We start from the raw sequence: 26,104 nt of genomic DNA on the forward strand, positions 1-26,104 counted from the left end.
CATCAGCTGCAGTCAGAGCAGTCGACATCTACAAGACATCACAAAAATCCTTTGATGCCCTAAAGACATCTCAAAAAGGATTATATGGCCTCACCGCCACCAACGGCTTCAGCGAAGCAATCACAGGCCGAGACATGTTTGGAAACAAGATCTCAAAAGAACAGCAGGAAGCAAGTATGAACGCGGCTCTGGGGATGCTTTTGCCGTTCGGGGTGAAAGGGTTTCATGGTAAGATGGGAGTTAAGAGTTCGGGTAATGTAAAGCATTTAGAAAATGCACCTAGAATAAAAGAAATTGAAGTTAATTTTAAAAGAAATGTTAAGCATGATTCTGAAGAGTTCGCAAGACAATTAAAAGACCAAGAAAAAGGTATGAATGAGTTAACGGTTGACGAGTATCTGAAAAATAGAGATAGATATATTGCTGAAGGAAGAGCGATAGAAGGAAATGCAGCTCAAAAAATGGCTAGACAAGAAGCACTTAAAGATAAAATTGCTGAACTACGAAAACAAGGACTTTCCAGAGCAACTGCGACAAAGCAAGCAACGGAATGGCTGGAAACAAAAGCAGCACTGCATAATCCAGATCAAATAGCTGGAGGAAGAGCAGACATTATTGGAGGTTTAGGGGACAAAAAAGTAAACTCCTCGATAGGTTCACAATGGAAATATAGAATTGATGTTGCTGATGAGCAAATTAGGGGAATTGCTAAGAATATGTCACCAGAGCAGTTAAAGAATACTTACTTAAATGTGAAATTAACTCAATAATTAAAGGAGGGTATTTTAATTGGAAACTATATTTAGTGACTATATAAAATATGACACAGTTGATAAAGATGTTATTTTAAAATATAAGAATAAAATTCCTGAAGAATTAATAGAAACGTGGAAAAAATTTGGTTTTGGTAGTTTCGTAAATAACTTTTTAAAAGTTATTAATCCAGACGATTATTTAGATATTTTAGAGAGAAGTTATCTAAGGTATCAGCAGGCGATTCCTATTTTTACTACTGCAATGGGTGATATTATAGTATGGGAAAAAGATAAGTATCTAAATTTATTAAACTTTAGAAAAGGATATGTCCATGTTGTTTCATCAGGATTTGAATTCTTTTTTGATGACTTAAAAGATAATGAATTCATGAACGATGAATTAATGTGGCAGCCTTATCCTGAAGCGATTAGTAAATACAGTGCCCCTGGGTATGACGAGTGCTTTGGATACACCCCTCTATTAAGTTTAGGCGGAGCAGAAAAAGTAGAGAATCTAAAAAAAGTCAAATTGAAGGAACATATTCTTATTATTACTGAATTTATGGGGCCAATTGAGTAAAGTTCAAGATTATGTTACAAAATTAACTATAAGCACTTGATTGCCTTAGGCAACAGGAGTTTTTTATTTCTATAAGCAATTTAAAACTTGACGATATTGGCTGATTCATGATGGTTGTACTATCATGGAATTAATAAGCGGGACAAGTGAGGGTGTTAGCTAAGCAAGGATTTAAATACGAAGAAATTATGAAGATAGGAAATTGGGAATTAATATTTAGTAAACCCCGCGGAGACGGATTACTACCTGTAATAAAGCATGCTGTGTATATGCCTTAGAAGGAGACATGGTGATGTTAAAAGTAACAGAATACAAAGACAGTCAGTCTATAAATATTGAATATGATCTTTATACACCGATTAATATAGAATTTGGTAGTTGGAATATATCAAAAGAGCCAACGATATATTGGCGAACTGGAGATTTCAAGAAATCTTTAATTGAAATAGGTATAGGGAAATATACAGGTAGCCTTCGTTCAATTACACTAACATTAAGTGAAAATGTACACAAAATGGAAAATATTGAATTGGATAAGGAAAATATAAATGTGATTAAAGGAGTACCAAATTTTCAAGTAGAAGAACATAATGATAAGACCTATATAGATGAGAAAGGTAAATTAGACGTATATATAGGGTTAGATAAGGTTTTAATTTCATTTTCAGAAAATGATACAGTGTCTGTTTTACAAAACGATACAGTAGGATTTGCTTTAGACAAAGATGAGGTAGTATGTGGCATTATCATAAGTGGTATGTTAGAACATGAAAAGAAAACATTAGAAGATGCATTGAATTAGCGAATTATGAAATACAAAAAACCTTGATGGCTAAAAAACTTTCGAGGTTTTTGTGTTTCAGGGGAAAAGTGGATTTAAAACCCTCTGCTATTGATTCTGGTGATACAGTAAATAACATAGTTAAGTTCAATGACAGAACATTTTTCAAAGTGAATCCTTTTTGAAACAGACGCAAATTTTGAATGCAAAAGAAAGTGTTAGAAATGATTTCTTGAGCAGTGGGTAAGGAGATTTCATTTTAGTTAACCTAGATTTTCATTTTGCTGAAAGTTAGAAAACTGAAAGGGTTTTTATATGTTAAATGATATATTGTCAAAGAAGATAGTTATAGAAAGTGGTACTGAGTTTGAAAAATCTCTAGAGTATGGGGGACCCTACGAACTAGCAATTGTGGAATATACTTCAGGAGGGGAAGAACAACTCTTTACTGGACTAGCCTATGATAGGTATGAAAACGGAAATCTTGAAAGTTATTTCTATGTAGAGAAAGGTATTAAACAGGGGAAGTATGTGGAATTTTATCCAAATGGCTTTGTGAAAAAAATAGGGTATATGAGGAAGAACGCTGTGGATGGATATCAAGTCGAGTTTTTTGAGAATGGAAATATAAAGTATGAATGTGAGTGTATTGCTGGTCGAGAGCTGACTTATATAAAATATGATAAAGAAGGTAATGTGAAAGAGCTTAAGGAAGAACCTAGTGAATCAGATTTCATTTATGCTGAAAAGTTCAATGATTAATCAATGTTCAAATGAATTTTCAGTTAAAGAAGCTTAAAATGAGAAGAAAGCAGATAAAAACATTTCAAATCGTAAAGGAGTTAAAACCATGCTATGGATTTTCACACAAAACCAGCAAAGTTTCGTTCATGTCCACGAAGTCTCAGTAACCGGCAAAAAGATTGAAGGGATGATCGCAGGAAGCGATACTTGGGTAAAGACTCTCGGCAAGTATGACTCAAACGATCGTGCAGCAGAGATCCTACAAGACATTGTGAAAACAATTGAAGCCAATCAAGATGCCACCGTGACTTACAGAATGCCAAATCAATAAAAAAGAAACCACCTTTTCCATTGCAAAAAGGTGGTTTTTGTTTATGATGGTGTTTTTGTAAAGGCTAAAAATAAAGGGATGCTTGTGCCGACAAGGGTTGTGGCAAATAGGAACATACCGCAAATGAATAGAAAATGGCTGGCTGAAAAGACAAGTGCCAGAATGAGAAAAACGATGCTGAGTCCTGCCATGCTATATGATGGGACAAAGCGGCGTTTGTAGGTGACTTTCTTTGTTAAGAATGAGAAGAAAATACCAAATAATAAAGGGACTATCCATAAGTAAAATAAAATAATAAGAGACATACTTCATACCTCGATTTTTCCTTCTATTTTATCAGATGCTGATCGCAACGGATACCACAAAGCTTCACTTTGTAAAATAATTCATGCAATCGACACAATTAAGTGGATTGATTCATATAATGCGCTTTTTCTTTCATATATTCAGGCTGCAACAGGGCGTATACACAATGATCCGTAAAGCGGTCGCCCAGCCATTCACATTCTCTCAAAATGCCTTCAAGCGAAAAGGATAATCGCTCTGCGATGCGTCTGCTCTTTTGGTTATCGACAGCAGCCCTGATTTCAATGCGGTGCAGTCCACATTCTTCAAATAAATATTGAATGACTGCCTTGCATGCTTTTGTCATGAGGCCTTTTCCTTGATAGCCTTCTCCGAGCCAATAGCCAATTGAAACAGTCCTGTCGATCCAATGAATTTGGTGGGTGCCGATGATCCCGACAAGTTCTCCATGTGACCAGATGCCCGCTTGAAAACCGTTGTTCTGCATGGCTTGCTGCATTGCGCCTTGAATGAACGCCATGCTGTCTTCCTCTGTTTTCGTTGAATCCACCCAAAGCATCCATTCACGTAAATGCTTTCTTGACCGCTGGATGAGCAAATATAGACTTCTTGCGTCTCTTGGCTCAAGCAGCCGCATGGCTATCTCTTGATCCTGATAAAAAAACATGTGCCCACATCCTCTCAGGGGAATTTTACCATAACCATATGGAAAGAAAAAGACAGCATCACGACTGTCTTTTACATAAACGTATCCACAATTAAAAAGAGATTGAGTGCGACAACAAGAGCTGCTATCACCCAAGATATTCCTGTCACCCAGCGGGCATTCGTCAATTCGCCCATAATCCTTTTTTTACTTGTAAATAAAATGAGCGGAATTAAAGCAAAGGCAATACCAAATGATAAGACCACTTGGCTCATCACAAGTGCGGATGTCGGATTCACCCCAGATGCAATGATCACAATAGGAGGAATCATGGTAATCAGCCGGCGGACATACAGTGGAATGCGGTATTGAATAAAACCCTGCATAATGATATCGCCTGACAATGTACCGACAGAAGAGCTGGATAGTCCGGCTACAAGCAGGCCTACACCAAATAAGATAGCTGATACAGGACCTGCAAGTGTGCCAAAATGCTGGAACGCAACATCCAGATCTTCAACAAAGAGACCATTTTTATAAAATAGAGCGGCTGCCACAATCAACATACTGGCATTGATGGCTCCAGCAACTAACATCGCAATAAGGATATCGAAAAACTCAAAGCGAAAAATCTGTTTTTTCTCCTTTTCTGTTCTGCCGACGACTCTTCTTTGGGTTAATGCTGAATGTAAATAGATCGCGTGCGGCATCACAGTGGCACCTAAAATTCCAGCTGCAAGCAGTACACTATCTGTGCCATCAAATTTTGGAATGAAAAGCCCGCCTGCGACACTTGCCATATCAGGCTTGGCGACAAAGGTTTGCACAGCGAAAGCGATCACGACAACGAACAGCATGCCGGTAATGCCGGCTTCTAATGCGCGATATCCCCGTCTTTGCAATTCTAAAATCGCAAATGATCCAATGGCTGCAATAATAGATGCTTCAAGCAAAGGAATCCGAAAGAGCAAGTATAAACCAAGTGCTGCTCCAATAAACTCAGCTAAATCTGTGGCAATAATGACGAGTTCGCCCTGAATCCATAAACCGATGGAGACCGGTTTTGGAAACTCTTCACGTGCGATTTCAGGTAAGTTTTTACCTGTCGCTATTCCAAGCTTTGCGGACAAGGATTGGATGAGCAAAGCCATAAGATTTGATATGAGAATGACCCATAAGAGGAGATATCCATATTTGGAGCCAGCGGCAATGTTGGTGGCAAAATTCCCTGGATCAATATATGCAATGGCAGCGATAAAAGCAGGGCCTAGAAAAGGCAGAAGCCTTCTAAATCCTTTGACCTTTCCTTCAAGTGCACGCTCAGCTGCCGCTGACATGTGTGCTTGTGCCTCGATGTATTTGTTTGTCATATGTCATCACCTAGATTCTACAAAGTTTTGCTTGGGCACAAAAAGTTTCCTTCATGCAATTTTTAATCATCATATGCCCATCTTCATGAAAAGTCAACTATCTGAACTAATAGGTTTGTTTATCATATGTAAGTGAAAAAAATAGATACCTTGTCAACGCACCAACATAAAAAACACCGTCCCTTAGACGGTGTCCCTACTGCTTCCTCTGCTATTCGTTTTTTTAAGATACCCTTGATCCTACGCTGCGGAAGATCAGGCTTAAAATAATGACAAAGATTGCTGCTCCTAAGATCGCTGGAATGATCGCAAAGCCTGCCAGACTAGGACCCCACGTTCCAAGTAATCCATGACCAATCCAAGCGCCTACAAGTCCGGCAATCATTGAACCGATCCATCCTCCTGGTACACTGCCTCCAGCGAGTGCACTCCCAATGAGACCGATGACAATCGCCACAACCAATGAAATTAGAAATCCTAACATGTTGATCACTCCTCTTTTGTTTGTTTATTAAGCAATAACCGTTTTGAAAAAGATTAAAACCTTTCGGAACCGCTTCAATGTTCTATACGTATGATGGACAAGGATTGTGTATAATAACAGACAAATACTTCAGCGGCATCTAAGGAGGCATATGACATGGAGGAAAGAGAATGGCTAAAGGCACAATTAAAGGAGATTGAAAAGTGGGAGAAAGACCAGCAAAAGGTATGGTTTTGGGAGAAACTCAGCCGTCTTCCATTTCAAATGCTGGACAAGCTGACGCCTGCTTTTATTCAGAAAAAAATCGGTGTACTGCTAGACGAAATGGGCCATTACATTCAATCCGGTGGTGCCTATTTGACGTCGGAAAAAGGCATCATTCATCAATTTCAAAAGAAGTGTGCGGATGAATCCATTCAGCGCATAGAGGATATTGGAAAGGCTCCGATTGAAATGATGGATGCCATTAGTGAGCATATGGGGAAAAACAGAACAAATCTCGCGACGGTACAAGGGGCGACAACTGGTGTTGGCGGAATGTTTACACTAGCCGCTGATATTCCTGCGGTACTCGGTCTCTCTCTGAAAACATTACAGGATATTGCCGTCACCTATGGTTATGATCCTAAAAACAAAGAGGAGCGGGTCTTCATCATTAAATGCTTGCAGTTGAACTCTGCAGATGTCGTTGGAAAGAAATCGATTCTAAAAGAGCTGAAAAGCTATCATGCATCTGAAGGGAAGCATGAAAACATGATTTCCCAAATCCAAGGGTGGCGTGAGGTCGTCTATAATTACCGGGATTCGTTTGGCTGGAAGAAGCTGTTTCAGCTTGTGCCCATAGCTGGGATTTTGTTTGGTGCCGTTTCGAACCGCTCACAATTAAAAGGAATTGCCGAAACAGGCATGATGCAATACCGAAAGCGAAGAATTTTAACAAGATTAGAAGAGCTCACCGAGCAAGAACAGAGTGAGTCCGGCGCATAAAAAAATCCCTTATCAAAGGGATTTTTTTATTTGCTCTCATCCTCTTCCTGAAAAGCATGAATAGGTGAGTGTTCATAACGTGCACGAAGTTCGCGGATCTGTTTGATGAGGGTGGAGCCAATCGTTTTTTCGGCTTCGTCATACAAAGGATCAAGGGCTTTCATCCATTTTTGTCTTTCAGCTGGCGTCAATTCATGAATGGCAATCGGCGATTCATGTTTAATGTCCTCCAGCTGATCTTTGTTCATCTGTTCTGCATGCTTTTCATTCCAAGCTGTTGTTTCTTCCATGGCTTCAAGTAAAATTTGTTTCGTTTCGGGTGTCTGGCGGTCAAAGAAAGATTGATCTGTTAAGACCACATAGCCTAAATACCCGTGATTGCTGATCGTCATATAGTCTTGTATATGATAGAATTTTTTTGAATAAATATTTGAAATGGTATTTTCTTCACCGTCTACTTTTTTGGTTTCTAATAGCTGAAACGTTGAATTAAATGATTCCTGATAGGGCTTTGCACCAAGAAGCTTGAATTGTTTTTCAATCATGTCGCTTTGCATAATGCGAAGAGACTGGTTTTTTAAATCACTAGGCTGTTTGATGGGCCCTTTATTTGAGGTAATTTGCTTAAAGCCATTTGTCCAATAAGCCATTCCCTTTAATCCATCTTTTTGCAGCGTGCCAAACAACCTTTGGCCAATTGCACCGTGCAGGCCTTCTTGAACCGCGTTGTAATTTGAAAAAGCAAAGGGAAGATCAAGTGCCAGCCACTCAGGGGACAGCATGCCGAGCTTCGAGGTAGACGGAGCGATAAATTGAACTTGATTCTCTTTGAGTGCATTAATTTCTTCAATATCAGAATAAAGGCTCCCGTTGGAGAAAATTTGAATGCTAATCTTTCCATCCGATTTTTCGTGCACAAGCTCAGCAAATTTCTTTGCAGCAAGTCCTTTAGGTGTATTGTCTGCCACGACATGACTGAATTTGAACACAAGCTGGTCCTTCAGTCCGGTCTGTTCATCATCAAAGGTTGTCGCTGATTTTGGCATCATATGATAAAAGCCAAAGTATAAAGCGGTTACAAAACCGATCATGAGTAATAGCGTATAAGCGAGTAAATTCTTCATGCGTCAGATCCCCCTTATGTCAAGCATACTTGACAGAGGAAGAATTCGTAAAGATACAGGTGAAAAAATGATGAGAAATCGATTGAAATTACAACAATTATCTATTAGATGGAAGCTTACCATCCTCACATATTTCGTTGTCATTTTCGCCCTTTTAATCGGAGGGATTGTCCTTGTTGGGGGAATTCAGCAAACAGAGGAACGGGAGCTTCGAAAAAGACTCATGAACACGGCGAGAACCGTGGCAGAAATGAATGAGGTGAAGCAGGCGTTAGCTGATCAGACAAAGGAACGTGATCGATTACAGCATGCAATCGAAGAAATTCGGATTATTCAAGACGCTGACTACATTGTCGTGATGGATATGGATCATGTGAGATTAACGCATCCAGTAAAAACAAGGATTGGCCAGCGCTCAGAAGGAACAGATGAAGAGCCGGCTTTTGCAGAGCATATTTATTTCTCAGAAGCAGAGGGAGAGCTTGGAACAGCCATCAGAGCTTTTTATCCAGTGAAGGATGATCAATTTAATCAAACAGGGGTTGTGCTTGTAGGAAGAACCCTGCCAAGTATGGCAGATATATTAGGAGAAATGAAGCGGGATATCCTCATGATTCTCCTGCTGACGCTCAGCTTTGGGCTTGTGGGTTCATTTTTGCTCGCCCGCCATATTAAACAGCAAATGTTTAAGCTGGAGCCGCATGAGATTGTTAGAATGCTAGAGGAACGCACTGCAACCTTTCACTCTATTAATGAAGGGGTCATCGCCATTGATAATCAGCACATGATCACCATTTTTAATGAGAAGGCGAAGCAGATTTTTGGCGTGACAGGTGATGTCGTGGGCCAGAATATTTGGGGTGTGCTCTCTGATACACGACTTCCTGAGATCATCGATCGCGCAGAACCCGTCTACAATGAAGAAATTCATATGAGCGGAAAGCGGATCATGAGCAGCCGGATTCCGATTGTGATGAAAAAGAAGATCATCGGAGCGGTCGCCATTTTTCAGGACCGGACGGAAGCGGCAAAATTGGCAGAGGAGCTCACAGGGGTTAAAAACTTTGTGGACGGTTTGCGGGTGCAAAACCATGAGCATATGAATAAGCTTCATACGATTGCCGGGCTGATTCAGCTTGGTAAAGCCGATCAGGCGCTCGATCTAGCCTTTCAAACGACAGAGGAGCAGGAACATGTGACGGACTTTCTTCATCGCGTCATTCAGCATGATGCTGTCGCAGGATTATTGATGAGTAAAATCAGAAGGGGCAAGGAGCTTGGCATCAAGGTCGAAGTAGATGAACATAGCAGTCTCCGTCATTTCCCTGAGCGGCTTGATCAGCATGATATGACAAAGCTGCTCGGAAATCTCATTGAGAACGCCTTTGCTTCGTATGATACTGTAGAAAGATACACAAAAGTCATTTCCATTAGCATCGATCAAACGGAGGATGTCCTCGTGATTTTAATTGAAGACAATGGCTCCGGAATCGAAGAGGAACTAATTCCTTATATTTTCGATAAAGGCTTCACACACGGCAAAGAGGGCGGAACAGGCTATGGCCTGTATATTGTAAAAACGATTATTGACAAAGGGATGGGAAATGTAGAAGTCACATCAAGCATCGGCAGTGGTACCACCTTCTCAATCGAATTCCCAATGACCATAGAGGAGAGAGACAGATGACTCAGATTAAGGTGCTGTTAATTGAAGATGACCCAATGGTGCAAGAAGTGAATAAAGAGTTCATTATGAGTGTTCCTGGCTTTCAAGTGGCAGCTGTCGCTGGAAATGGGGAGCAGGGCATCCAGCTGATTAAAGAGATTCGTCCAGATCTCGTGGTACTTGATGTGTATATGCCAAAAAAGGATGGCGTCAAAACGCTGCAAGACATCAGAAAACAGAAGATGCAGGTGGATGTGATTGTGATTTCAGCAGCGAAGGACAAAGAGACCATCGGCATCATGCTTCAAAATGGTGCGCGGGATTATATTATTAAACCATTCAAATTTGAACGAATGAAAGAATCCCTTGAAAGCTATAAGGCGTTTAAATCAAAAATACGAACCGCCTCAGAATTTTCTCAGGAGATGCTCGATGATATCATACGAAAGCCTGCTGTTAAGCAGGAAGATACTTGGCTTCCTAAAGGGCTGAATGTGCATACGATGAACGAAATTAAAGCGTATATGGGCTTGCAGGAAGGCGCGCAATCTGCGGAGGAAGTTGCCAATGCACTTGGCATTGCCCGTGTCACGGCACGCCGGTATTTAGACTTCCTCGTAAAAGAAGGCGAGTTGAAATTAGATATGCAATATGGCGGGGTAGGACGGCCTGTGAATAAATATATCGTACATTCTGACTAAGAGACCAAAAAGACCAAAATGTACGATATGTCCATAAGCTTCACAGCCTTTGATGAAATCGCTATCATTTACCTACAGATAATAGTTAAGCGTTTACATCAAAGGGTGAGGGAGTTGATTTTTTATGAAAAGGCTTTTGAAGAACCTGACATTTCAGGTGATTGCAGCTGTCATCATCGGGATCATTGTCGGGATGGTATGGCCAAACGTCGGAAAAGAAATGAAGCCACTTGGTGATACCTTTATCAATGCCGTTAAAATGGTTATTGCACCAATTATTTTCTTAACCATTGTTCTTGGTATTGCCAAGATGGGGGATATGAAAAAGGTTGGAAAAGTTGGGGGAAAAGCATTTATTTATTTTGAAGTCGTCACGACACTTGCTCTGGTCATCGGTCTTTTTGTTGTGAATATCATGAAGCCAGGTGCAGGTCTTGACTATAGCAAGCTTGAAAAAGGGGATGTCTCGCAGTATACCCAAAATGGGGGACAGGGTATTGACTGGATGGAATTTGTCACACACATTGTGCCATCTAACATGGTTGATGCTTTCGCAAAGGGTGATATTTTACAGGTCTTATTCTTCTCTATTTTATTCGGTGTTGCGCTCGCTGCTCTTGGTGAGAAGGGGAAAGGCATCATCGAATGGCTTGATAAGCTGTCACTCGTTTTCTTTAAAATCATTGGATATATCATGCGTGCTGCGCCGCTCGGTGCATTTGGGGCAATGGCCTATACGATCGGACACTTTGGGCTGGCATCGATTAAACCGCTCGCGAGTCTGATGCTCTCCGTTTATATGACGATGTTCATATTCATCTTTGTTGTGCTGAATATCATTTGTAGAATGTATGGTTTTAGTCTGTTCAGTTATCTGCGATTCATCAAGGATGAAATTTTGATTGTTCTTGGCACAAGCTCTTCAGAATCTGTGCTGCCAAGAATGATGGATAAAATGGAACGCTACGGTTGCTCTAAGTCTGTTGTTGGTCTTGTTATTCCAACAGGTTATTCCTTTAATCTAGACGGAACTTCAATCTATTTATCGATGGCCGTCGTTTTCTTGGCGCAAGTGTTTGGTGTAGACCTGTCCATCGGTCAGCAGATCACGATTATCCTTGTTCTGATGCTGACATCAAAGGGAGCTGCTGGGGTGACAGGAAGCGGATTTATCGTGCTTGCCTCTACACTTGCAGCACTTCAGGTCATTCCGTTAGAGGGGCTTGCACTGCTGCTTGGGGTTGACCGCTTCATGAGCGAAGGAAGAGCCATCACAAACCTCATTGGTAATGGAATCGCAACAATTGTTGTCGCGAAGAGTGAAGGTGAATTTGACGAATCGAAGAGCAAAACAGCACTTCAGGAAATGCGGAATATGAAGCAGGCTGTTTAGTATAAAAACAACCAAAAACCGAAACCTTATGTTCTACATAGGTTCGGTTTTTTTCTTGTGTAAAAAGAAAAATCAATAAAATGACTACGAATCGTAGGACCTCGTTGACCTTTTATTATATAATTTACAGAAAGATCCGATATAATGTATATCAGATACGATGAAAAATAGACTTTAGTCCTGGCAGGTGTGTAACGTAATGGCGGCATTTTTAAAATTGTTCGAAAAACCCGGTGTTAAACGGTTTTTAGTATTTGTAGTATTAGCCACAGCATTATATCTATTAAGAGGAATGATGAATTTAATTCTTCTGACCTTCATTTTCACCTTTTTGATGAATCGGTTAGAAGAGGTCATTAGAGGCTTTTTAAATCGCTTCCTGAAAATAGGACAGAAATCGGTCATTACTATCTTGTATATTCTTCTGGCTGGTGGTTTGACATTTGGCGGTTTCGTTTTTGTACCAATCATCGCCAAACAGGTGGAGCAGTTATTCCATTTAGGAAAGAAAATTGCAGATCATCCACAAGATTTACCCTTCTTTGACGTCATCACGAACGTATTTGGTGATTTCAAAATATCAGCTTTCTTTGAGAAAGGGTTTAATTTCCTCTATACATACTTAACAGATTTCAGCACGTTCAGTATCCAGGTCATTATGTCCTTAATATTAAGCATGTTCTTCCTGTTCGAAAAGGAACGCCTCATTCAATTTATGAACAAGTTCAAAACGAGTAAAATCTCCGTGTTCTATCATGAAATTGCCTTCTTTGGACGTAAATTTTCCCGTACGTTTGGAAAAGTACTCGAAGCACAGTTTATTATTGCAACCGTTAATTGTGTGCTAACGACCATTGCGCTGGGCATTATGGGTTTCCCGCAATTATTTGGCTTAGCGGTCATGGTCTTTTTGCTAGGCTTAATCCCAGTAGCGGGTGTGGTTATCTCTCTTATTCCACTCAGCATCATTGCGTATACACTTGGAGGCGGAATGTATGTCCTCTATATTGTGCTGGTGATCGTGATTATCCATGCCATTGAAGCTTATTTCTTAAATCCGAAGCTCATGTCAGCTAAAACAGAACTCCCTATTTTCTTCACGTTTATTGTGCTGATCTTCTCTGAACACTATATTGGCATTTGGGGACTTATTATCGGTATCCCAATCTTTGTGTTTATTTTAGACATTCTTGAGGTCACAAATAGGGAAGAAAGTAATTAAAAAGTTCATATGAACCTGTTTACAATTTTCAAAAAATAAGGTATAAATGGTATGAAAATATCATATTACCACACGCTTAATCCTTCTAAAGGAATGGGGGACCCAAGTTTTTGGGGTGAATTTTTCTTATCTGAGAAAAAAGGACATCTCTTCGTCCTAACCCGTCAGCTAACCTCATCAGCGTGAAGAGAGTAGACAGTGGTACACGTATGGACACGCAGGCCCACGAGAAGACTCTCTCGTGGGCTTTTTGACGAGGAAGGGGAGATTTTATTGAAGCTGGCGACGAAAATTATTATTGCCTTGTTTGTAGGTGCCATCACAGGATTGCTGCTTAACCTTTTTGCTCCAAATGTATTCAAAGTGTTAAATCCTTATTTATTTACACCTCTAGGTCAAATCTTCTTAAACCTGATTAAAATGCTTGTTGTGCCCATTGTATTCTTTTCGATCACGCTTGGTGTAGCAGGCCTTGGTGATCCGAAAAAGCTAGGCAGAATCGGCGCAAAAACCATTACTTACTTCCTGCTCACTACGACTTTTGCCATCATCATTGGCATTTCATTAGCTGTATTAATCAAGCCGGGGGCTTTCGGCAATTTTGATACAAAAGCAGCTGATTATTCCGCAGAGGAAGCCCCATCAATGGCAGAAACACTACTCAACATTATTCCAACCAATCCAGTCCAATCGTTAGTTGAAGGAGATATGCTTCAAATTATCGTCTTCTGTGTATTTTTAGGTCTTGGCATCGCCATGCTCGGTAAAAAAACAGAAGGCTTGCTAAAGCTGTTTGAACAAGGAAATGAATTAATGATGTATCTTGTCGGTGTTGTGATGAAATTTGCACCGTACGGGACATTCGGTTTGATTGCAACCGCAATCGGCAGTCAGGGGCTGGATGCCATGAAAGCGATGGGACTTTACTTCTCGGTCGTGTTAATTGCGCTCATCCTGCATTTTTTCCTGACATATGGATCAACCGTTGCGATCTTAGCTAAACGAAATCCGATGGAATTCTTTAAAGGATTTTCTCCGGCGATGGTTGTTGCATTTAGTACATCAAGCAGTAACGCAGTGCTGCCGGTATCAATGGAAACAGCGCAAAAGCGTTTAAAGGTACCAGAGCCGATTTCAAGCTTTGTGCAGCCGCTGGGTGCAACCATCAATATGGATGGCACGGCCATTATGCAAGGTGTTGCGACCATTTTTATCGCTCAAGTATATGGGGTTGAACTGACGTTTGTTCAAATGCTGACTGTTGTGTTAACGGCTGTATTAGCAAGTATCGGTACAGCAGGCGTGCCAGGGGTAGGGCTCATCATGCTGGCCATGGTTTTAAATTCCGTGAACCTTCCTGTTGAGGGAATAGCGCTGATCCTTGGCATAGACCGCTTATTAGATATGGCGAGGACCGTAGTGAATATTACAGGTGACGCAGCATGTGCGGTAATTGTTTCTGAAACCGAAAAGAAACATGAAAAAGAAGCGCCGACACCTAACTTATCACTGTAATAAGCAAGAAGGGCTGACTGGATCAGTCCTTTTTTTCATGGATTGGTTTGTCTCGCGTGATATACTTTTTACAGGATGAGCGGTCGTAACTGCCGCCATAGGCTTTACATCAGAAGGAGGAACCACTTTGCAGTCTGCTGTTTTAAAAGTAGAGAAAGTCGATAAACAAATTGGCCGGAAAATGATCTTGCAGGATATTTCTATAGACATTGGGTGGGGAGAAATTGTCGGATTACTTGGTCCCAACGGGTCTGGAAAAACAACCTTGATTCGATTGATCGTTGGTTTGATGAAAAAAAACAATGGCCGCATCATGATCAATGGATATTCACAAGATGAGGATTTTCTCCAGGCGATGTCATCTGTTGGTGCGATCATAGAAAACCCAGAATTTTATTCGTATTTAACAGGCTTTGAAAACCTTGAAATGTATGCAGCGATGCACGACGGGGTGACGGAGGAACGCATTCAGGAAGTAGTGGAAAGAGTTCGCCTAGAGGATGCTATTCATCAGAAGGTCAAGACGTATTCGCTAGGGATGAAACAAAGGCTTGGGATTGCACAAGCTATTTTGCATCGGCCAAACCTGCTCATTTTAGACGAACCGACAAATGGACTAGACCCTGCAGGCATGAAGGAATTCAGGGAGCACTTGCAAATGCTTGTAAAGGAAGAAGGAACATCGGTGTTATTTGCGACGCATTTATTGCATGAGGTAGAGGAGCTATGTGACCGCATGATCATCATTCAAAAGGGACAGATCAAAGCTAGCACTCATCTCCGTGATATGGAAGGGAAAGAGCAGGTGCTGATGAATATTCAGCCAATAGAAAAGGCGGTTTCATGGCTTGACGCACAGGAGTATACATATGAACGAGAAGGAGCGCGCGTACTGCTTCAACTGAACAAAGAACGTGTGCCAGAACTGAACAAACAGCTTGTGCTGGCGGGATTTGATGTACTTGAAATGACGCCTCAAAAGCAATCAATTGAAGAGGCGTTTATGAAATGGACGGAAGGCGGGAAGACAGATGCTGAACCTCATCAAGAATGAGCATAAGAAAATTATGAGGAAAAAAATCACATTCATTGCTCTTGGGTTGATCGTTGTATTTCAACTAGCAATGGCTCTCACCTTGAAACGAGTCATATCAAGCTTTGGTGGACAAGACACAGTCGCAAACTATTTTGCTTATTCCACGAATGTCGTGTTTATTTTACAGGTGCTTGCTGTCGTTATTGGCGCAACCTTGATCTCAACAGAGTTTCAGAAAAGGACGATCAAGTTTTTATTGATCAGGCCAAAAACAAGACTGCACATTTTTCTGTCAAAATACATCACACTTCTGCTGACAGTCATTTATTTGTTTGTTTTTTATTATGTGTTAGCTTTTCTATTTGGTCTTATTTTCTTCGGTACTGATTTTGATGAAAGAACGGGGCAATTATTTCAGCATACGTTTGCCGTCATTGGATCTCAGTGGGTGGAAGTGGTCATGATGGCAAGCTTTGCTTTTATGTGTTCCAGTTTGTTTAGAAACAGTCTTGTTGCACTTGTGACCTCGTTTTTTGTTTTATATGCGGCCAAATCACTTGTACCGATCATGTCGCTCTTAGAAAATCAGTGGGGCAAAATCCTCCTTTTTGCGAATACGGACTTTACTCAGTACAGCTTTCAAGGACCGCCGCCTTTTCAAGGAATGAGCCTTTTGTTTTCTCTATTTATAGTAGGGGCACATTTTGTTTTCTTTGTTGGATCGGCTTGGATTCTTTTTTGGAAACGTGATGTAAATGTGTAAAAATTGTGTCAAATAACAAGAAAAATTCGTGACATCTTTGTGAAAATGAGTCTGTATTTCACGATAACCGGCTGATTTTGTCTTATAATAAGAAGGAGTCATGGAGGTGGCACTATCGTGAAAAATTTCATTACGGCTTTACCAATTTTGTTGCTGCTGTCGTTTTCGTTTGTGTCTTTTGCCTTCCAGTTTGATCATCTTGTTTATTTCAGACTAGCGCTAGGGATCTTTTCGTTAGCGGGTCTTTTCTTTCTGTATACACTTAAAAGAAACATGAAATGGTTCATGGTTTATTTATATGCGAGCTGGATCATTCTTGCTGCCGTCACAACATTTGAGGAACCAGTCTTTTCTCAATTTTTCTTCGGTGGTTTAACGATGACAATGGGTTATCTCACATATATGCTCATTTATTTAGGAATGAAGCAGGACCGTGTAGCGAAATCACATTAAAACAAAAGCCGATAAAATCGAATAACAGATTTTATCGGCTTTTTTATTTTATTGAAGCAGACAAAAGAGCAGCCAGTGATGACTGCTCCTCTTGTAGTTATGATTCACGCCCAGCAGCCGCAAGCTGCTTCTGGTGTTTTTTGTCGATGGTTTCGTATATACTTTCCATCATTTGAGGATCGCGCATAATCGCCTTTTTGTTCTCTTCAATCAATTGCTGATAGGTTTTGATCTTCTTCTTAGACATGTGACTCATCGCTCCTTTATTAGAATGGCCGTCTATAGGATTTCACATAGATGAAATTGATAATCATTTTCAATTAGCAACTCCATTATACAAAGACAAATGTCAGAAGTAAAGATTCAATTCAGAAAATTCACGTAACCGACATATTCCAAGCTGTATCGACGCTGCATTCTTTCCCAGGAAATAATTTTGTCATGACTTGTCGTAAAGGAAAACATCAATTTGAAACGTTTTGGCTGCGCAGCTCGTCTTATGAAGAGATTTAAAAAGAAAAAAGACATCAGCAAAAGTTTGCTGATGTCCTTCAATTAAGAAACGTGCTCTTGAAGAAACTCTGTCACTTCTTCAGGCGATTTTGCGTTTGCACTGTGTAAATGACCTGTTTTTTCACCATTTTTGAAAATTAACAAGCTTGGAATACCCATTACCTGATACGTTTCCGCTAATTCAGGGAAATCATCTTTATTTATTTCAAACCATTCATGGTGAGCATAAGCTTCTAGGATGTCTGGAATGAACATGTCCATTCTTGTGCAGTCAGGACACCATGTTGCAAAGAATTTAACGATGACTTCTTTGTCTGATTGAATTATTTCATTGAATTGTTCAGTACTTGTGATTTTTTTCAATTTGTCACAACTCCTTTTCAATGTCATTTTAATATAAAATAAAGGCGAATGACATACAAATGCTCGGGAGGCGCTTACAACCTTTACAAATCATTTCAATTACGTAACAACAAAAATTAATTAGAGCATTTTTGCTTGAAAGTGATAAGATAGTAAAGATGAATTTTAGTGGGGGGAGTATCCATTGAAAATAAGTTTAGGATTGATTTACGGCGGAAAGTCAGCCGAACATAATGTATCACTGCAAACAGCTCTTGCAGTTACAAAAGCACTTAACACTGAGAAGTTCGATATACATCCAATTTATATTACAGAAGAGGGTGAATGGTTAAGAGGAGAAAAACTCACTGAACCAGTATCAAACGTTAAAATGCTTCAATTTGAACAGAACGCAAAGACGTTTTTACCAACTTCTTTAAATGAAAGCATGTTTCCACAGCCTGCAATGGCTGATGAGAAAATTGATGTTGTCTTCCCGTTGCTGCACGGACCAAATGGAGAAGATGGCACAATGCAAGGATTACTTGAACTGTTAAATATCCCGTATGTCGGCAACGGCGTTCTCGCGTCTGCTGCGGGTATGGATAAAGTCATGATGAAAGATGTTTTTGCACAAGCAGGACTTGCACAAGCAAAGCACCTTTCCTTCAATAAAAAAGACTTTGAGAAAGCGACAACAGAAAGCTTAGAACAGGTGGAACAAGTACTTGGCTATCCATGTTTTGTGAAACCTGCCAACATGGGATCAAGTGTTGGAATTAGCAAATGCCGCAGCAAAGAAGAGCTGCAGACTGCATTCGACCTCGCTTTCCAATATGATCGTCGTGTGGTCGTAGAAGAAGGCGTTGTTGGAAGAGAAATTGAGATTGGTGTATTAGGCAATGATGAGCCAAAATGCTCTGTCGTTGGTGAGATTGCACCTAAAACAGATTTTTATGATTACAAAGCAAAATATGAAGATGGCGATACAGATTTGATCATTCCTGCTAGTGTGTCAGAGGATGAATATAAGACGATTCATGACATGGCGATTAAGGCATTTAAAGCCCTTGATGGATCTGGTCTCGTACGTGCAGACTTCTTCCTTACAGAAAAAGGTGAAGTGTTGATCAATGAAGTGAATACAATGCCTGGATTCACACCTTTTAGTATGTTCCCATTACTTTGGAAGCACACTGGTGTAGAATATCCAGAGTTGATTGAAAAGCTGGTGTCACTTGCAATTGAACGCCATCAAGAAAAACAAACCATTAAAACAACTTTTTAATGTGAGTAGCAAGCAGACACTATCCTTAGGTAGTGTCTCTTTTCCTTCAAACGTGAAATGAGAAAGAGAGGCGAAAAATCATGATCAAACGTACAGTGAAACAAATCGCCCAAATGGCTGGTGGAACCCTATCTAATCAAGCTTTTGGCGAAGAGCAGATTCACGGAGTGACAACAGATACACGAAAAGTATCAGACGGCGCACTGTTTATCCCGCTTATTGGAGAACATTTTAACGGTCACACATTTGCTTCGAAAGCAGTAGAGCTTGGAGCAGCAGCTGTTCTTTGGAATCAAAAAGAAGCCAATCCGCCAGAAGGCGTTCCTGTTATTCTTGTAGAGGATACACTAGCTGCGCTTCAACAACTGGCGAAATCATATTTAAAAGAAGAAAACCCTCGTGTTGTCGGTATTACAGGAAGTAATGGGAAAACCACAACGAAAGACATGATTCATTCCGTCCTGCAAACAGCGTATCAAGTTCATAAAACAGACGGTAACTTTAATAATCATATCGGTCTTCCGCTCACCATTCTCGCAATGCCAGAAGGAACCGATATTGCGGTTTTGGAGATGGGGATGAGTGCAAAAGGCGAAATCGAATTTTTATCAGACCTCGCTGAGCCGGATGCAGCAGTCATCACAAATATCGGAGAATCTCATATGCAAGATTTAGGATCAAGAGAAGCCATTGCCGATGCAAAATATGAGATCGTAAAAGGCTTAAAAGAAGACGGCATCTTTTATTACCTAGGTGATGAGCCTTTGCTTCGAGAAAGAGCAAGTTCACTTTCTCAACGTGTAAAAACCTTTGGAGAAGCAGAGGACTGTGATATCAAGGTAACGCACATCAACCAGCTTGCAGAAGGAACAGAATTTCAAGTAGAAGGGTATGCCCAGGGTTTTCTCATTCCTGTATTAGGGAAACATAATGTGAAGAATGCACTTGCTGCTATTGCAATAGGCCAGCATTTTGGACTGAATGAAAGACAAATTGCCCAAGGACTGATGCAAACGAAGTTGACAGGGATGCGTCTTGAGCTGTTTAAAACAGACAAAGGAATCACTGTCATCAATGATGCGTATAATGCAAGTCCTACTTCTATGAAAGCGGCCATTGATCTTGTGGGGGATATGGACGGCTTTGCCAATCGTATTCTTGTACTTGGAGATATGCTCGAAATGGGCAGCGAAGAAGAAACGTATCATTATGAACTTGGCCGTTACATTAAGCCAGAATTTATTGATCATGTCATGACGTATGGCCGCCTAGGTGCATTCATTGCTGAAGGAGCGAAAAAATCATTCGGGGCTGAGCACGTATTTTCCTTTATGGACAAAGAGGATCTAAAGAAAAAACTAGCTGAAGTGGCAGGTCCTGACGATGTTGTGCTTGTCAAAGCCTCACGCGGTATGCGATTGGAAGAAGTCATTACTGCACTATAAAAGTGAGAAGGTGACAGAATGATTGGCTGTTTATGTATTCACGGTTTTACTGGTGCCCCTTATGAAGTAGAACCGCTGGCCCAATATTTAAAACAGGCGGCAGATTGGCATGTGCAGTCTGTCACGCTTCCGGGGCATGGGGATGAGCTTCAGTTAAAAGGCATTCTTTATCAAGAATGGATAGCGACAGCTGAACTCGAACTTCTATCTCTTTATCGGACTTGTGACACCGTGTATTTGGTCGGCTTTTCTATGGGCGGAATGATTGCTTCTTACTTAGCAGCGAAGTACCCAGTTGCCCGCCTTGTCCTTTTAAGTGCTGCGGCCAAATATGTGAACCCAAAACAAATGATGCAAGACACACGGCAGATGGTAAAGGAGTCCCTGTCAGGGATCGTTGATACAAACCCTTTATATGATCGATATCGCCATAAGCTCACAAGCACGCCGCTATCAGCTGCGATAGAATTTATGAAGCTGGTAAAGCAAACGAAGAATTCGCTTGAGAAGCTTCATCTGCCTGTGTTAATTGTTCAAGGTGAAAGCGACGGGATTGTGCCTGCTTCAAGTGCAGAATTTATTTATCATAAAGTCCCGTCTCGCCAGAAAGAAATGTTTTATTTGCCGGATTGTAAACATCATGTTTGTCATGAGCCGTGTGCCCAGCAATTGTTTGAGAAAGTAGAACATTTTCTAAAAAAAGCAATTTAATATATAGAAAAGCTAAAATGTGGCTAAACTAATATAAATTGAATCCCACTTGTTAAAATTTGCATCATTTTTGTCGAATGAGTGACAGGCCTATGGTACAATAGGAAAGAAAAGGTGGTTGATTCGGTTGTTTCAATATGACGGAAAAACCTTTATCCCGCAGTCTAATTCGAGTAACGGAGAAGTATCAGCAGGAACCATATTTCAATATCATCAGGACGGGAATATATTAACGGGCACATATCAAGGCGGCAGTATTGTATCTGGTGTACTTGTAGGAACTGTGAATGAGGATGGAACACTTCATTTTAGATACCACCATGTAAGCAAGGACGGCAGCATGAGAAGCGGGGCTTGCGATTCCACTCCAAAGCAGCTGGATAACGGAAAAATTCAACTGTTTGAAAAGTGGAAATGGATGGACGGAGACCAAAGTGAAGGTGAATCTGTCATTGTCGAGCAGTAGATATATCCATTTCTGTCTTGTTGAAAAACAAATAGTGTAATGGTAAGATATAAGGTAGGGTAATTCGGGCTTTGTATATAATGGACCTGTCCTTTCAGAAAAGGGCAGTTTTTAATGATCATTCACGAGATTACTGAAACAGCAATTAGAAGGAGTTTGAATAAATTGACTATAACGTTTCAAGATTTTCAATTAAGCGAAAGTCTCATGAAGGCTATTAACCGCATGGGATTTGAAGAAGCAACACCGATTCAAGCAGAAACGATTCCTCTCGGTCTTCAAAATAAAGATGTCATCGGACAAGCACAAACAGGAACAGGAAAAACTGCAGCATTTGGTATTCCTCTTGTAGAAAAAATCGACCCAGCGTCTCCAAATATCCAAGCGATTATCATTGCGCCAACAAGAGAATTAGCGATTCAAGTATCTGAAGAGCTATACAAAATTGGCCAAGACAAGCGTGCACGCGTACTTCCGATTTACGGTGGACAAGATATCGGCCGTCAAATCCGTTCGCTCAAGAAAAATCCTCATATCATCGTAGGGACTCCAGGACGTTTACTCGATCACATTAACCGTCGTACAATGCGTCTTCAAAATGTTGAAACAGTTGTGCTAGATGAAGCAGACGAAATGCTAAACATGGGTTTCATCGAAGACATTGAAGCGATCCTTTCAAATGTACCAAGTGAACACCAAACACTTTTATTCTCTGCGACAATGCCTGCACCAATTAAGCGCATTGCAGAGCGTTTCATGACAAACCCAGAACACGTAAAAGTTAAAGCGAAAGAAATGACAGTCTCTAACATCCAACAGTTCTACTTGGATATCCACGAGCGTAAGAAGTTTGATACATTGACTCGTCTTCTTGACATTCAATCACCTGAGCTTTCAATTGTCTTCGGCCGTACGAAACGCCGTGTTGACGAATTGACTGAAGCACTTAACCTTAGAGGTTATACAGCTGAAGGAATTCATGGTGACCTGACTCAAGCAAAACGTATGGTTGCGCTTCGTAAATTCAAAGAAGGTTCAATCGATGTGCTTGTCGCAACAGACGTTGCAGCACGTGGACTTGATATCTCAGGCGTCACACACGTGTATAACTTCGACGTGCCGCAAGATCCAGAAAGCTACGTACACCGTATTGGACGTACTGGACGTGCTGGACGTACAGGTATGGCGATGACATTCATCACACCACGTGAAAAAGATATGCTTCGTGCGATTGAGCAAACGACTAAACGTAAAATGGATCGTATGAAAGAACCTACACTAGATGAGGCAATTGAAGGACAACAGCAAGTAACAGTTGACCGTCTACGCACGATCATCAGTGAAAACAACTTGAACTTCTACATGACAGCTGCTGCTGAATTGCTGGAAGATCATGATTCTGTCACAGTGGTTGCGGCTGCTATCAAAATGATGACAAAAGAGCCGGATGCAACGCCTGTTCGTTTGACAGATGAAGCACCAATGATTTCAAAACGCAATCGTAACAACCGCAGCTCTTCTAAACGTAGAGACGGCGGCGGTGGCGGAGGCTACCGTGGAAAAAGCAAGAACAGCCGTTCATCTTATGGTGATAAAAAGCGTTCTTCAAATGACCGCAATCGTTCTTCTAACGATCGTCGTCAAAAGAAATCTTATAACAACTAATATAAAAGAGCGAATCCTTTGCAGGGTTCGCTTTTTTTAACAGGCTAAAATTGAAACTTTTTAGGCTTTGTTACGTAATATATTGATAGAAAAGTAAGAGAATGGGGGAAGAATGTGAGAAAACAGCCGCAACGTCAAATTAGTTTAAATGGTTTAAAGGTATGGCGTCTTCAAAATGGAATTATCTCATTGATATTCTTACTCATCATCATTGGGGTATTTGTTGCTAGCTACTATTTTCAATGGCCATATTGGATTGGAGCGATTCTTTCTGGTTTATGGGTCTTACAGGTCATTTTTGGCATTTGGCTCATACCAAAAATCCGCCATCACATCTGGCGCTACGAAGTATTCGAAAATGAAATTGAAATACAGCATGGACTCATTCGTGTCACACGTGTCATTGTGCCTATGGTTCGTGTTCAGCATGTTGATACATCTCAAGGACCGCTTTTAAGGCGCTACCGTTTAGCCTCTGTTCAAATTTCGACTGCTGCCACAGTTCATGATATACCGGCGTTAGAATTAGAAGAGGCAGATGAGCTTCGTGATTACATATCTCGTTTAGCAAGGGTGACGGAAGATGATGTCTGAACCAAAACGTGTACATCCCATCTCGATGTTCATTGATTTTATATCAGATGCTGTGTCCATGATTAAAAACTTCATTATCCCTTTTTTCGTGTTGATTTTTGTGAACTCGAATTCAAGCATTCGCTTTTATGCATTTATCATTCTTGGTGTGCTTCTTTTATGGAAAGCCGTTTATACCATTTTAGAATGGAGACGATTCACCTACCGGATGGAAGATGATGAATTTCGTGTGGAATCGGGCGTAATCACGAAAAAGAAAAAATATATCTCATTAGAACGAATTCAAACAGTCAATACAAGTGAAGGCATTTTCCAGCGGATTTTTGGTTTAGTGCGGGTCCAAATCGAAACGGCAGGCGGAACGGATGGTCCAGAAGTGAGCCTTACCGCTATTACTAAAGCAGAAGCAGAACAATTAAAGCGGTCGATTTTCAACCGGAAGAAACGCTTGCAGGAAGAAGAAATGACGGATGAAGCAGGAGATCTGCATGGCCATTTGACTGCTCAGAAACCTGTGCAGGAAGAAATCAATGTCTCCTACGGTATGGGTGTGCCAGAATTACTTTTGGCTGCGACCACTTCAAGCGGTATCGGGGTCATTATATCTGGGTGTCTTGCCATCTACACGCAAATAGATGAAATTCTCCCTTTGGACGGGTTCTTCAAGAAGTTCTCTTTTTTAAGTCATGCGAGCGTTGAAATTTATGCGATTTTGATATTTCTTGCCGTATTGATCGCGTGGATCCTGAGTGTTGGGGTAACAGCGCTTCAGTATGCGAATTTTGCTGCAAAGCGAAAAGGGAATGACATCATCATTACAAGAGGACTCATCGAGAGACATCAAATGACCATTCCACTTGCGAGAATTCAAGCAGTGAAGATCAAAGAGAATATTATCCGTGAGCCTTTTGGCTTTGCGACAGTGATGCTTGTTAGTGCAGGAGGTTCGATTACAGAGAAAGAAACCTCTTCCGTCTTATTTCCGCTCATTCGGAAGAAAAAAATAAATGAATTGCTGTCCCAATTCACGGATCATTATCATGTAGCACCAGAAACTGAGCTGAAAAAGGTGCCAAAGCGTTCACTCAAACGCTACCTGATCTCATATGGCTTTGTGCCGTTACTTGTAGGTGTTATCCTGTCGGTGCGCTTTCCACCATGGGGGTATTTAGGACTCATTCCGTTACCACTTGCTCTATTCTTTGGCTATTTAGCTTATAAACAATCAGGATATACAATCAAAGATTCATTGATTCAACTGACATCAAGAGGTATTGGCAAGACCACTGGCATTGTCTTGAGAAAACGAATGCAAAACTATACGATGACGCAATCTTTTTTCCAAAAAAAAGGCCGGGTCGCAAGTATTCACACCTTTGTGAAATCCTCTGCGCTGCTTGATTCCTTTGGTGTGCATCACCTTGAGGAAGAAGATGCTGCACGTGTATTTGATTGGTATTCGTATGAAAAAAATCAATCGTCTTAAACGAAAAATGTCGATCAGCTCCAGCTCAAGGAGGGATCGACATTTTTTATGAGGTTAATAGCGTCTTTTTTTCGAATGGAAGAACAGCGTAATAGGTGCTAGAATCATACCGCCGATCAATCCAAATAAGTGAGCCATGATATTGATGTTCGAATTGACGAAGGTCATGATGACAGAAACAGCCAGAATCGTTAAAATCACTTGTGAATTGCCGCGGTCCATCATGTGCGGTTTAAATAGGACAAGGTATAGATACACCCCAAATAAACCAAAGATCGCACCAGAAGCGCCAACGTGTACATACTCTAAAGGCTCCACCCAATAGGTCCCGAGATTGCCAATGAACCCTGCACCAAGATAAATGATTAAAAATCGAACCTTCCCGAGCAAATGTTCAAGCGCTGGGGCGAATAAGAAAAGGGACATAGAATTAAATAAAATATGCGTGAGACTTCCGTGGAGAAAAATAGGTGTGACGAGCCGCCACCATTCCCCAGCCGCTACACCATAGTTGAAACCGACGAGATGATCTTGTCCAAGCTGTATAATAGGGATAGGAATCGCAAATATAAGCCACAGGCCGATTTGTAAAGCAAGGATCGCTGTTACGATTGGATACGATCTAATAAATTGTTGAAAGCTCTCCGTTCGAATAAACATAACAAACCCCTTTTTGACTAGATATTGGTAAGTTTATAGTAACACGTTTATGAAGCGAACACTCAAATTAGTACGAG

General features: G+C 40.8%; 29 protein-coding genes and 1 riboswitch. Of the genes, 21 read left to right on the forward strand and 8 right to left on the reverse strand.

Going from position 1 to position 26,104, the window contains the following annotated elements; all coding sequences use genetic code 11:
* The 5 genes from C9414_RS20615 to C9414_RS17260 all read left to right on the forward strand — a co-directional run.
* Positions 1 to 770 (forward strand): polymorphic toxin type 15 domain-containing protein (locus C9414_RS20615; protein WP_306460560.1); only part of this gene is annotated, 770 nt, incomplete at its 5' end.
* A 19-nt stretch (positions 771 to 789) separates the two neighbouring features.
* Entirely contained in the window at positions 790 to 1,335 is a 546-nt protein-coding gene (locus C9414_RS17245) for a T6SS immunity protein Tdi1 domain-containing protein (protein WP_047201985.1), read from the forward strand.
* 292 nt (positions 1,336 to 1,627) lie between these two features.
* The gene (locus C9414_RS17250) at positions 1,628 to 2,137 is read left to right on the forward strand and encodes a hypothetical protein (protein WP_107164162.1); all 510 of its coding nucleotides are present in this window, start codon (positions 1,628 to 1,630) and stop codon (positions 2,135 to 2,137) included.
* 294 nt (positions 2,138 to 2,431) lie between these two features.
* The gene (locus tag C9414_RS17255; protein WP_047201987.1) at positions 2,432 to 2,878 is read left to right on the forward strand and encodes a toxin-antitoxin system YwqK family antitoxin; all 447 of its coding nucleotides are present in this window, start codon (positions 2,432 to 2,434) and stop codon (positions 2,876 to 2,878) included.
* 88 nt (positions 2,879 to 2,966) lie between these two features.
* Positions 2,967 to 3,191: a hypothetical protein gene (locus C9414_RS17260; RefSeq protein WP_047201988.1), complete on the forward strand. Its 225-nt coding sequence runs from the start codon at positions 2,967 to 2,969 to the stop codon at positions 3,189 to 3,191.
* 41 nt (positions 3,192 to 3,232) lie between these two features.
* On the opposite strand, the gene C9414_RS17265 is transcribed toward C9414_RS17260, so the two are convergent.
* From C9414_RS17265 to C9414_RS17280, 4 genes are all read right to left on the reverse strand, one after another.
* Entirely contained in the window at positions 3,233 to 3,496 is a 264-nt protein-coding gene (locus C9414_RS17265; protein ID WP_047201989.1) for a hypothetical protein, read from the reverse strand.
* A 98-nt stretch (positions 3,497 to 3,594) separates the two neighbouring features.
* Positions 3,595 to 4,164: a GNAT family N-acetyltransferase gene (locus tag C9414_RS17270; protein ID WP_047201990.1), complete on the reverse strand. Its 570-nt coding sequence runs from the start codon at positions 4,162 to 4,164 to the stop codon at positions 3,595 to 3,597.
* A gap of 71 nt (positions 4,165 to 4,235) precedes the next feature.
* Positions 4,236 to 5,513 (reverse strand): Nramp family divalent metal transporter, encoded by a 1,278-nt coding sequence (locus tag C9414_RS17275; RefSeq protein WP_047201991.1) that lies wholly within the window; start codon positions 5,511 to 5,513, stop codon positions 4,236 to 4,238.
* A 223-nt stretch (positions 5,514 to 5,736) separates the two neighbouring features.
* Entirely contained in the window at positions 5,737 to 5,997 is a 261-nt protein-coding gene (locus C9414_RS17280) for a GlsB/YeaQ/YmgE family stress response membrane protein (RefSeq protein WP_039176683.1), read from the reverse strand.
* A 156-nt stretch (positions 5,998 to 6,153) separates the two neighbouring features.
* Between C9414_RS17280 and C9414_RS17285 the strand changes: the two genes are divergently transcribed.
* Positions 6,154 to 6,984 (forward strand): EcsC family protein, encoded by an 831-nt coding sequence (locus tag C9414_RS17285; protein ID WP_041089179.1) that lies wholly within the window; start codon positions 6,154 to 6,156, stop codon positions 6,982 to 6,984.
* A 26-nt stretch (positions 6,985 to 7,010) separates the two neighbouring features.
* Here the strand turns inward: C9414_RS17285 and C9414_RS17290 are convergent, their stop codons facing one another.
* Positions 7,011 to 8,108 (reverse strand): TRAP transporter substrate-binding protein, encoded by a 1,098-nt coding sequence (locus tag C9414_RS17290; protein WP_107164163.1) that lies wholly within the window; start codon positions 8,106 to 8,108, stop codon positions 7,011 to 7,013.
* 67 nt (positions 8,109 to 8,175) lie between these two features.
* Here C9414_RS17290 and C9414_RS17295 point away from each other — a divergent pair, with 67 nt between their 5' ends.
* The 8 genes from C9414_RS17295 (at position 8,176) to C9414_RS17330 (ending at position 16,857) form a co-directional block, all read left to right on the forward strand.
* Positions 8,176 to 9,795 carry an ATP-binding protein gene (locus C9414_RS17295; protein ID WP_483295694.1) on the forward strand — a complete coding sequence of 540 codons (1,620 nt, stop codon included), beginning with the start codon at positions 8,176 to 8,178 and terminating at the stop codon, positions 9,793 to 9,795.
* Positions 9,792 to 10,475, forward strand: a complete 684-nt coding sequence (locus tag C9414_RS17300; RefSeq protein ID WP_107164165.1) for a response regulator — start codon at positions 9,792 to 9,794, stop codon at positions 10,473 to 10,475. Before C9414_RS17295 ends, C9414_RS17300 begins: the two co-directional genes overlap by 4 nt.
* Before the next feature lie 124 nt (positions 10,476 to 10,599).
* A complete protein-coding gene (gene dctP, locus C9414_RS17305; protein WP_039176689.1) occupies positions 10,600 to 11,868 on the forward strand; it encodes a C4-dicarboxylate transporter DctP in 1,269 nt (422 codons plus the stop codon).
* A gap of 199 nt (positions 11,869 to 12,067) precedes the next feature.
* On the forward strand, positions 12,068 to 13,090 hold the full coding sequence (locus C9414_RS17310; protein ID WP_039176691.1) for an AI-2E family transporter: 1,023 nt from the start codon (positions 12,068 to 12,070) through the stop codon (positions 13,088 to 13,090).
* A gap of 63 nt (positions 13,091 to 13,153) precedes the next feature.
* Positions 13,154 to 13,287: riboswitch (cyclic di-AMP (ydaO/yuaA leader) on the forward strand.
* 76 nt (positions 13,288 to 13,363) lie between these two features.
* Positions 13,364 to 14,605: a dicarboxylate/amino acid:cation symporter gene (locus tag C9414_RS17315; RefSeq protein ID WP_047201995.1), complete on the forward strand. Its 1,242-nt coding sequence runs from the start codon at positions 13,364 to 13,366 to the stop codon at positions 14,603 to 14,605.
* Positions 14,606 to 14,732: 127 nt separating this feature from the next.
* Complete coding sequence (locus tag C9414_RS17320) at positions 14,733 to 15,659, forward strand: ABC transporter ATP-binding protein (protein ID WP_107164166.1); 927 nt, start codon at positions 14,733 to 14,735, stop codon at positions 15,657 to 15,659.
* Entirely contained in the window at positions 15,637 to 16,404 is a 768-nt protein-coding gene (locus tag C9414_RS17325) for an ABC transporter permease (protein ID WP_107164167.1), read from the forward strand. The genes C9414_RS17320 and C9414_RS17325 overlap by 23 nt, the downstream gene beginning before the upstream one ends.
* Before the next feature lie 117 nt (positions 16,405 to 16,521).
* Positions 16,522 to 16,857 carry a hypothetical protein gene (locus tag C9414_RS17330; RefSeq protein ID WP_008359528.1) on the forward strand — a complete coding sequence of 112 codons (336 nt, stop codon included), beginning with the start codon at positions 16,522 to 16,524 and terminating at the stop codon, positions 16,855 to 16,857.
* A gap of 97 nt (positions 16,858 to 16,954) precedes the next feature.
* On the opposite strand, the gene fbpB is transcribed toward C9414_RS17330, so the two are convergent.
* Entirely contained in the window at positions 16,955 to 17,104 is a 150-nt protein-coding gene (gene fbpB / locus C9414_RS17335) for a Fur-regulated basic protein FbpB (protein WP_065215285.1), read from the reverse strand.
* Between the two features lie 308 nt (positions 17,105 to 17,412).
* Positions 17,413 to 17,733, reverse strand: coding sequence for a thioredoxin family protein (locus C9414_RS17345; RefSeq protein WP_012008983.1), 321 nt, complete (start codon positions 17,731 to 17,733; stop codon positions 17,413 to 17,415).
* Positions 17,734 to 17,917: 184 nt separating this feature from the next.
* Here C9414_RS17345 and C9414_RS17350 point away from each other — a divergent pair, with 184 nt between their 5' ends.
* The 7 genes from C9414_RS17350 (at position 17,918) to C9414_RS17380 (ending at position 25,367) form a co-directional block, all read left to right on the forward strand.
* Complete coding sequence (locus C9414_RS17350) at positions 17,918 to 19,000, forward strand: D-alanine--D-alanine ligase (protein ID WP_107164169.1); 1,083 nt, start codon at positions 17,918 to 17,920, stop codon at positions 18,998 to 19,000.
* An 80-nt stretch (positions 19,001 to 19,080) separates the two neighbouring features.
* A complete protein-coding gene (locus C9414_RS17355) occupies positions 19,081 to 20,445 on the forward strand; it encodes a UDP-N-acetylmuramoyl-tripeptide--D-alanyl-D-alanine ligase (protein WP_107164170.1) in 1,365 nt (454 codons plus the stop codon).
* A gap of 18 nt (positions 20,446 to 20,463) precedes the next feature.
* Entirely contained in the window at positions 20,464 to 21,156 is a 693-nt protein-coding gene (locus tag C9414_RS17360) for an alpha/beta hydrolase (RefSeq protein WP_099662927.1), read from the forward strand.
* Between the two features lie 127 nt (positions 21,157 to 21,283).
* Complete coding sequence (locus C9414_RS17365) at positions 21,284 to 21,622, forward strand: avidin-fold protein (RefSeq protein WP_107164171.1); 339 nt, start codon at positions 21,284 to 21,286, stop codon at positions 21,620 to 21,622.
* A gap of 165 nt (positions 21,623 to 21,787) precedes the next feature.
* Positions 21,788 to 23,287 carry a degradosome RNA helicase CshA gene (cshA, locus tag C9414_RS17370; protein WP_249117798.1) on the forward strand — a complete coding sequence of 500 codons (1,500 nt, stop codon included), beginning with the start codon at positions 21,788 to 21,790 and terminating at the stop codon, positions 23,285 to 23,287.
* 114 nt (positions 23,288 to 23,401) lie between these two features.
* Positions 23,402 to 23,881, forward strand: coding sequence for a PH domain-containing protein (locus C9414_RS17375; RefSeq protein WP_024425383.1), 480 nt, complete (start codon positions 23,402 to 23,404; stop codon positions 23,879 to 23,881).
* Positions 23,871 to 25,367, forward strand: a complete 1,497-nt coding sequence (locus C9414_RS17380) for a PH domain-containing protein (protein WP_107164173.1) — start codon at positions 23,871 to 23,873, stop codon at positions 25,365 to 25,367. Before C9414_RS17375 ends, C9414_RS17380 begins: the two co-directional genes overlap by 11 nt.
* Positions 25,368 to 25,421: 54 nt before the next feature.
* Here the strand turns inward: C9414_RS17380 and C9414_RS17385 are convergent, their stop codons facing one another.
* Positions 25,422 to 26,027, reverse strand: a complete 606-nt coding sequence (locus tag C9414_RS17385) for a rhomboid family intramembrane serine protease (protein ID WP_041089200.1) — start codon at positions 26,025 to 26,027, stop codon at positions 25,422 to 25,424.
* Between the last annotated feature and the right edge of the window lie 77 nt (positions 26,028 to 26,104).

This window comes from Bacillus sp. Nf3, assembly GCF_003028545.1.
In the GTDB taxonomy this organism is placed as follows: domain Bacteria; phylum Bacillota; class Bacilli; order Bacillales; family Bacillaceae; genus Bacillus; species Bacillus safensis.

Coding starts and splice junctions, on each gene's coding strand:
- C9414_RS17275 (WP_047201991.1), bottom strand. CDS start 5,513: ATGACAAACAAATACATCGAGGCACAAGCACACATGTCAGCGGCAGCT.
- C9414_RS17280 (WP_039176683.1), bottom strand. CDS start 5,997: ATGTTAGGATTTCTAATTTCATTGGTTGTGGCGATTGTCATCGGTCTC.
- C9414_RS17250 (WP_107164162.1), top strand. CDS start 1,628: ATGTTAAAAGTAACAGAATACAAAGACAGTCAGTCTATAAATATTGAA.
- C9414_RS17300 (WP_107164165.1), top strand. CDS start 9,792: ATGACTCAGATTAAGGTGCTGTTAATTGAAGATGACCCAATGGTGCAA.
- fbpB (WP_065215285.1), bottom strand. CDS start 17,104: ATGTCTAAGAAGAAGATCAAAACCTATCAGCAATTGATTGAAGAGAAC.
- C9414_RS17325 (WP_107164167.1), top strand. CDS start 15,637: ATGCTGAACCTCATCAAGAATGAGCATAAGAAAATTATGAGGAAAAAA.
- dctP (WP_039176689.1), top strand. CDS start 10,600: ATGAAAAGGCTTTTGAAGAACCTGACATTTCAGGTGATTGCAGCTGTC.
- C9414_RS17260 (WP_047201988.1), top strand. CDS start 2,967: ATGCTATGGATTTTCACACAAAACCAGCAAAGTTTCGTTCATGTCCAC.
- C9414_RS17355 (WP_107164170.1), top strand. CDS start 19,081: ATGATCAAACGTACAGTGAAACAAATCGCCCAAATGGCTGGTGGAACC.
- C9414_RS17310 (WP_039176691.1), top strand. CDS start 12,068: ATGGCGGCATTTTTAAAATTGTTCGAAAAACCCGGTGTTAAACGGTTT.
- C9414_RS17360 (WP_099662927.1), top strand. CDS start 20,464: ATGATTGGCTGTTTATGTATTCACGGTTTTACTGGTGCCCCTTATGAA.
- C9414_RS17295 (WP_483295694.1), top strand. CDS start 8,176: ATGATGAGAAATCGATTGAAATTACAACAATTATCTATTAGATGGAAG.
- C9414_RS17265 (WP_047201989.1), bottom strand. CDS start 3,496: ATGTCTCTTATTATTTTATTTTACTTATGGATAGTCCCTTTATTATTT.
- C9414_RS17380 (WP_107164173.1), top strand. CDS start 23,871: ATGATGTCTGAACCAAAACGTGTACATCCCATCTCGATGTTCATTGAT.
- C9414_RS17285 (WP_041089179.1), top strand. CDS start 6,154: ATGGAGGAAAGAGAATGGCTAAAGGCACAATTAAAGGAGATTGAAAAG.
- C9414_RS17255 (WP_047201987.1), top strand. CDS start 2,432: ATGTTAAATGATATATTGTCAAAGAAGATAGTTATAGAAAGTGGTACT.
- C9414_RS17290 (WP_107164163.1), bottom strand. CDS start 8,108: ATGAAGAATTTACTCGCTTATACGCTATTACTCATGATCGGTTTTGTA.
- C9414_RS17385 (WP_041089200.1), bottom strand. CDS start 26,027: ATGTTTATTCGAACGGAGAGCTTTCAACAATTTATTAGATCGTATCCA.
- C9414_RS17270 (WP_047201990.1), bottom strand. CDS start 4,164: ATGTTTTTTTATCAGGATCAAGAGATAGCCATGCGGCTGCTTGAGCCA.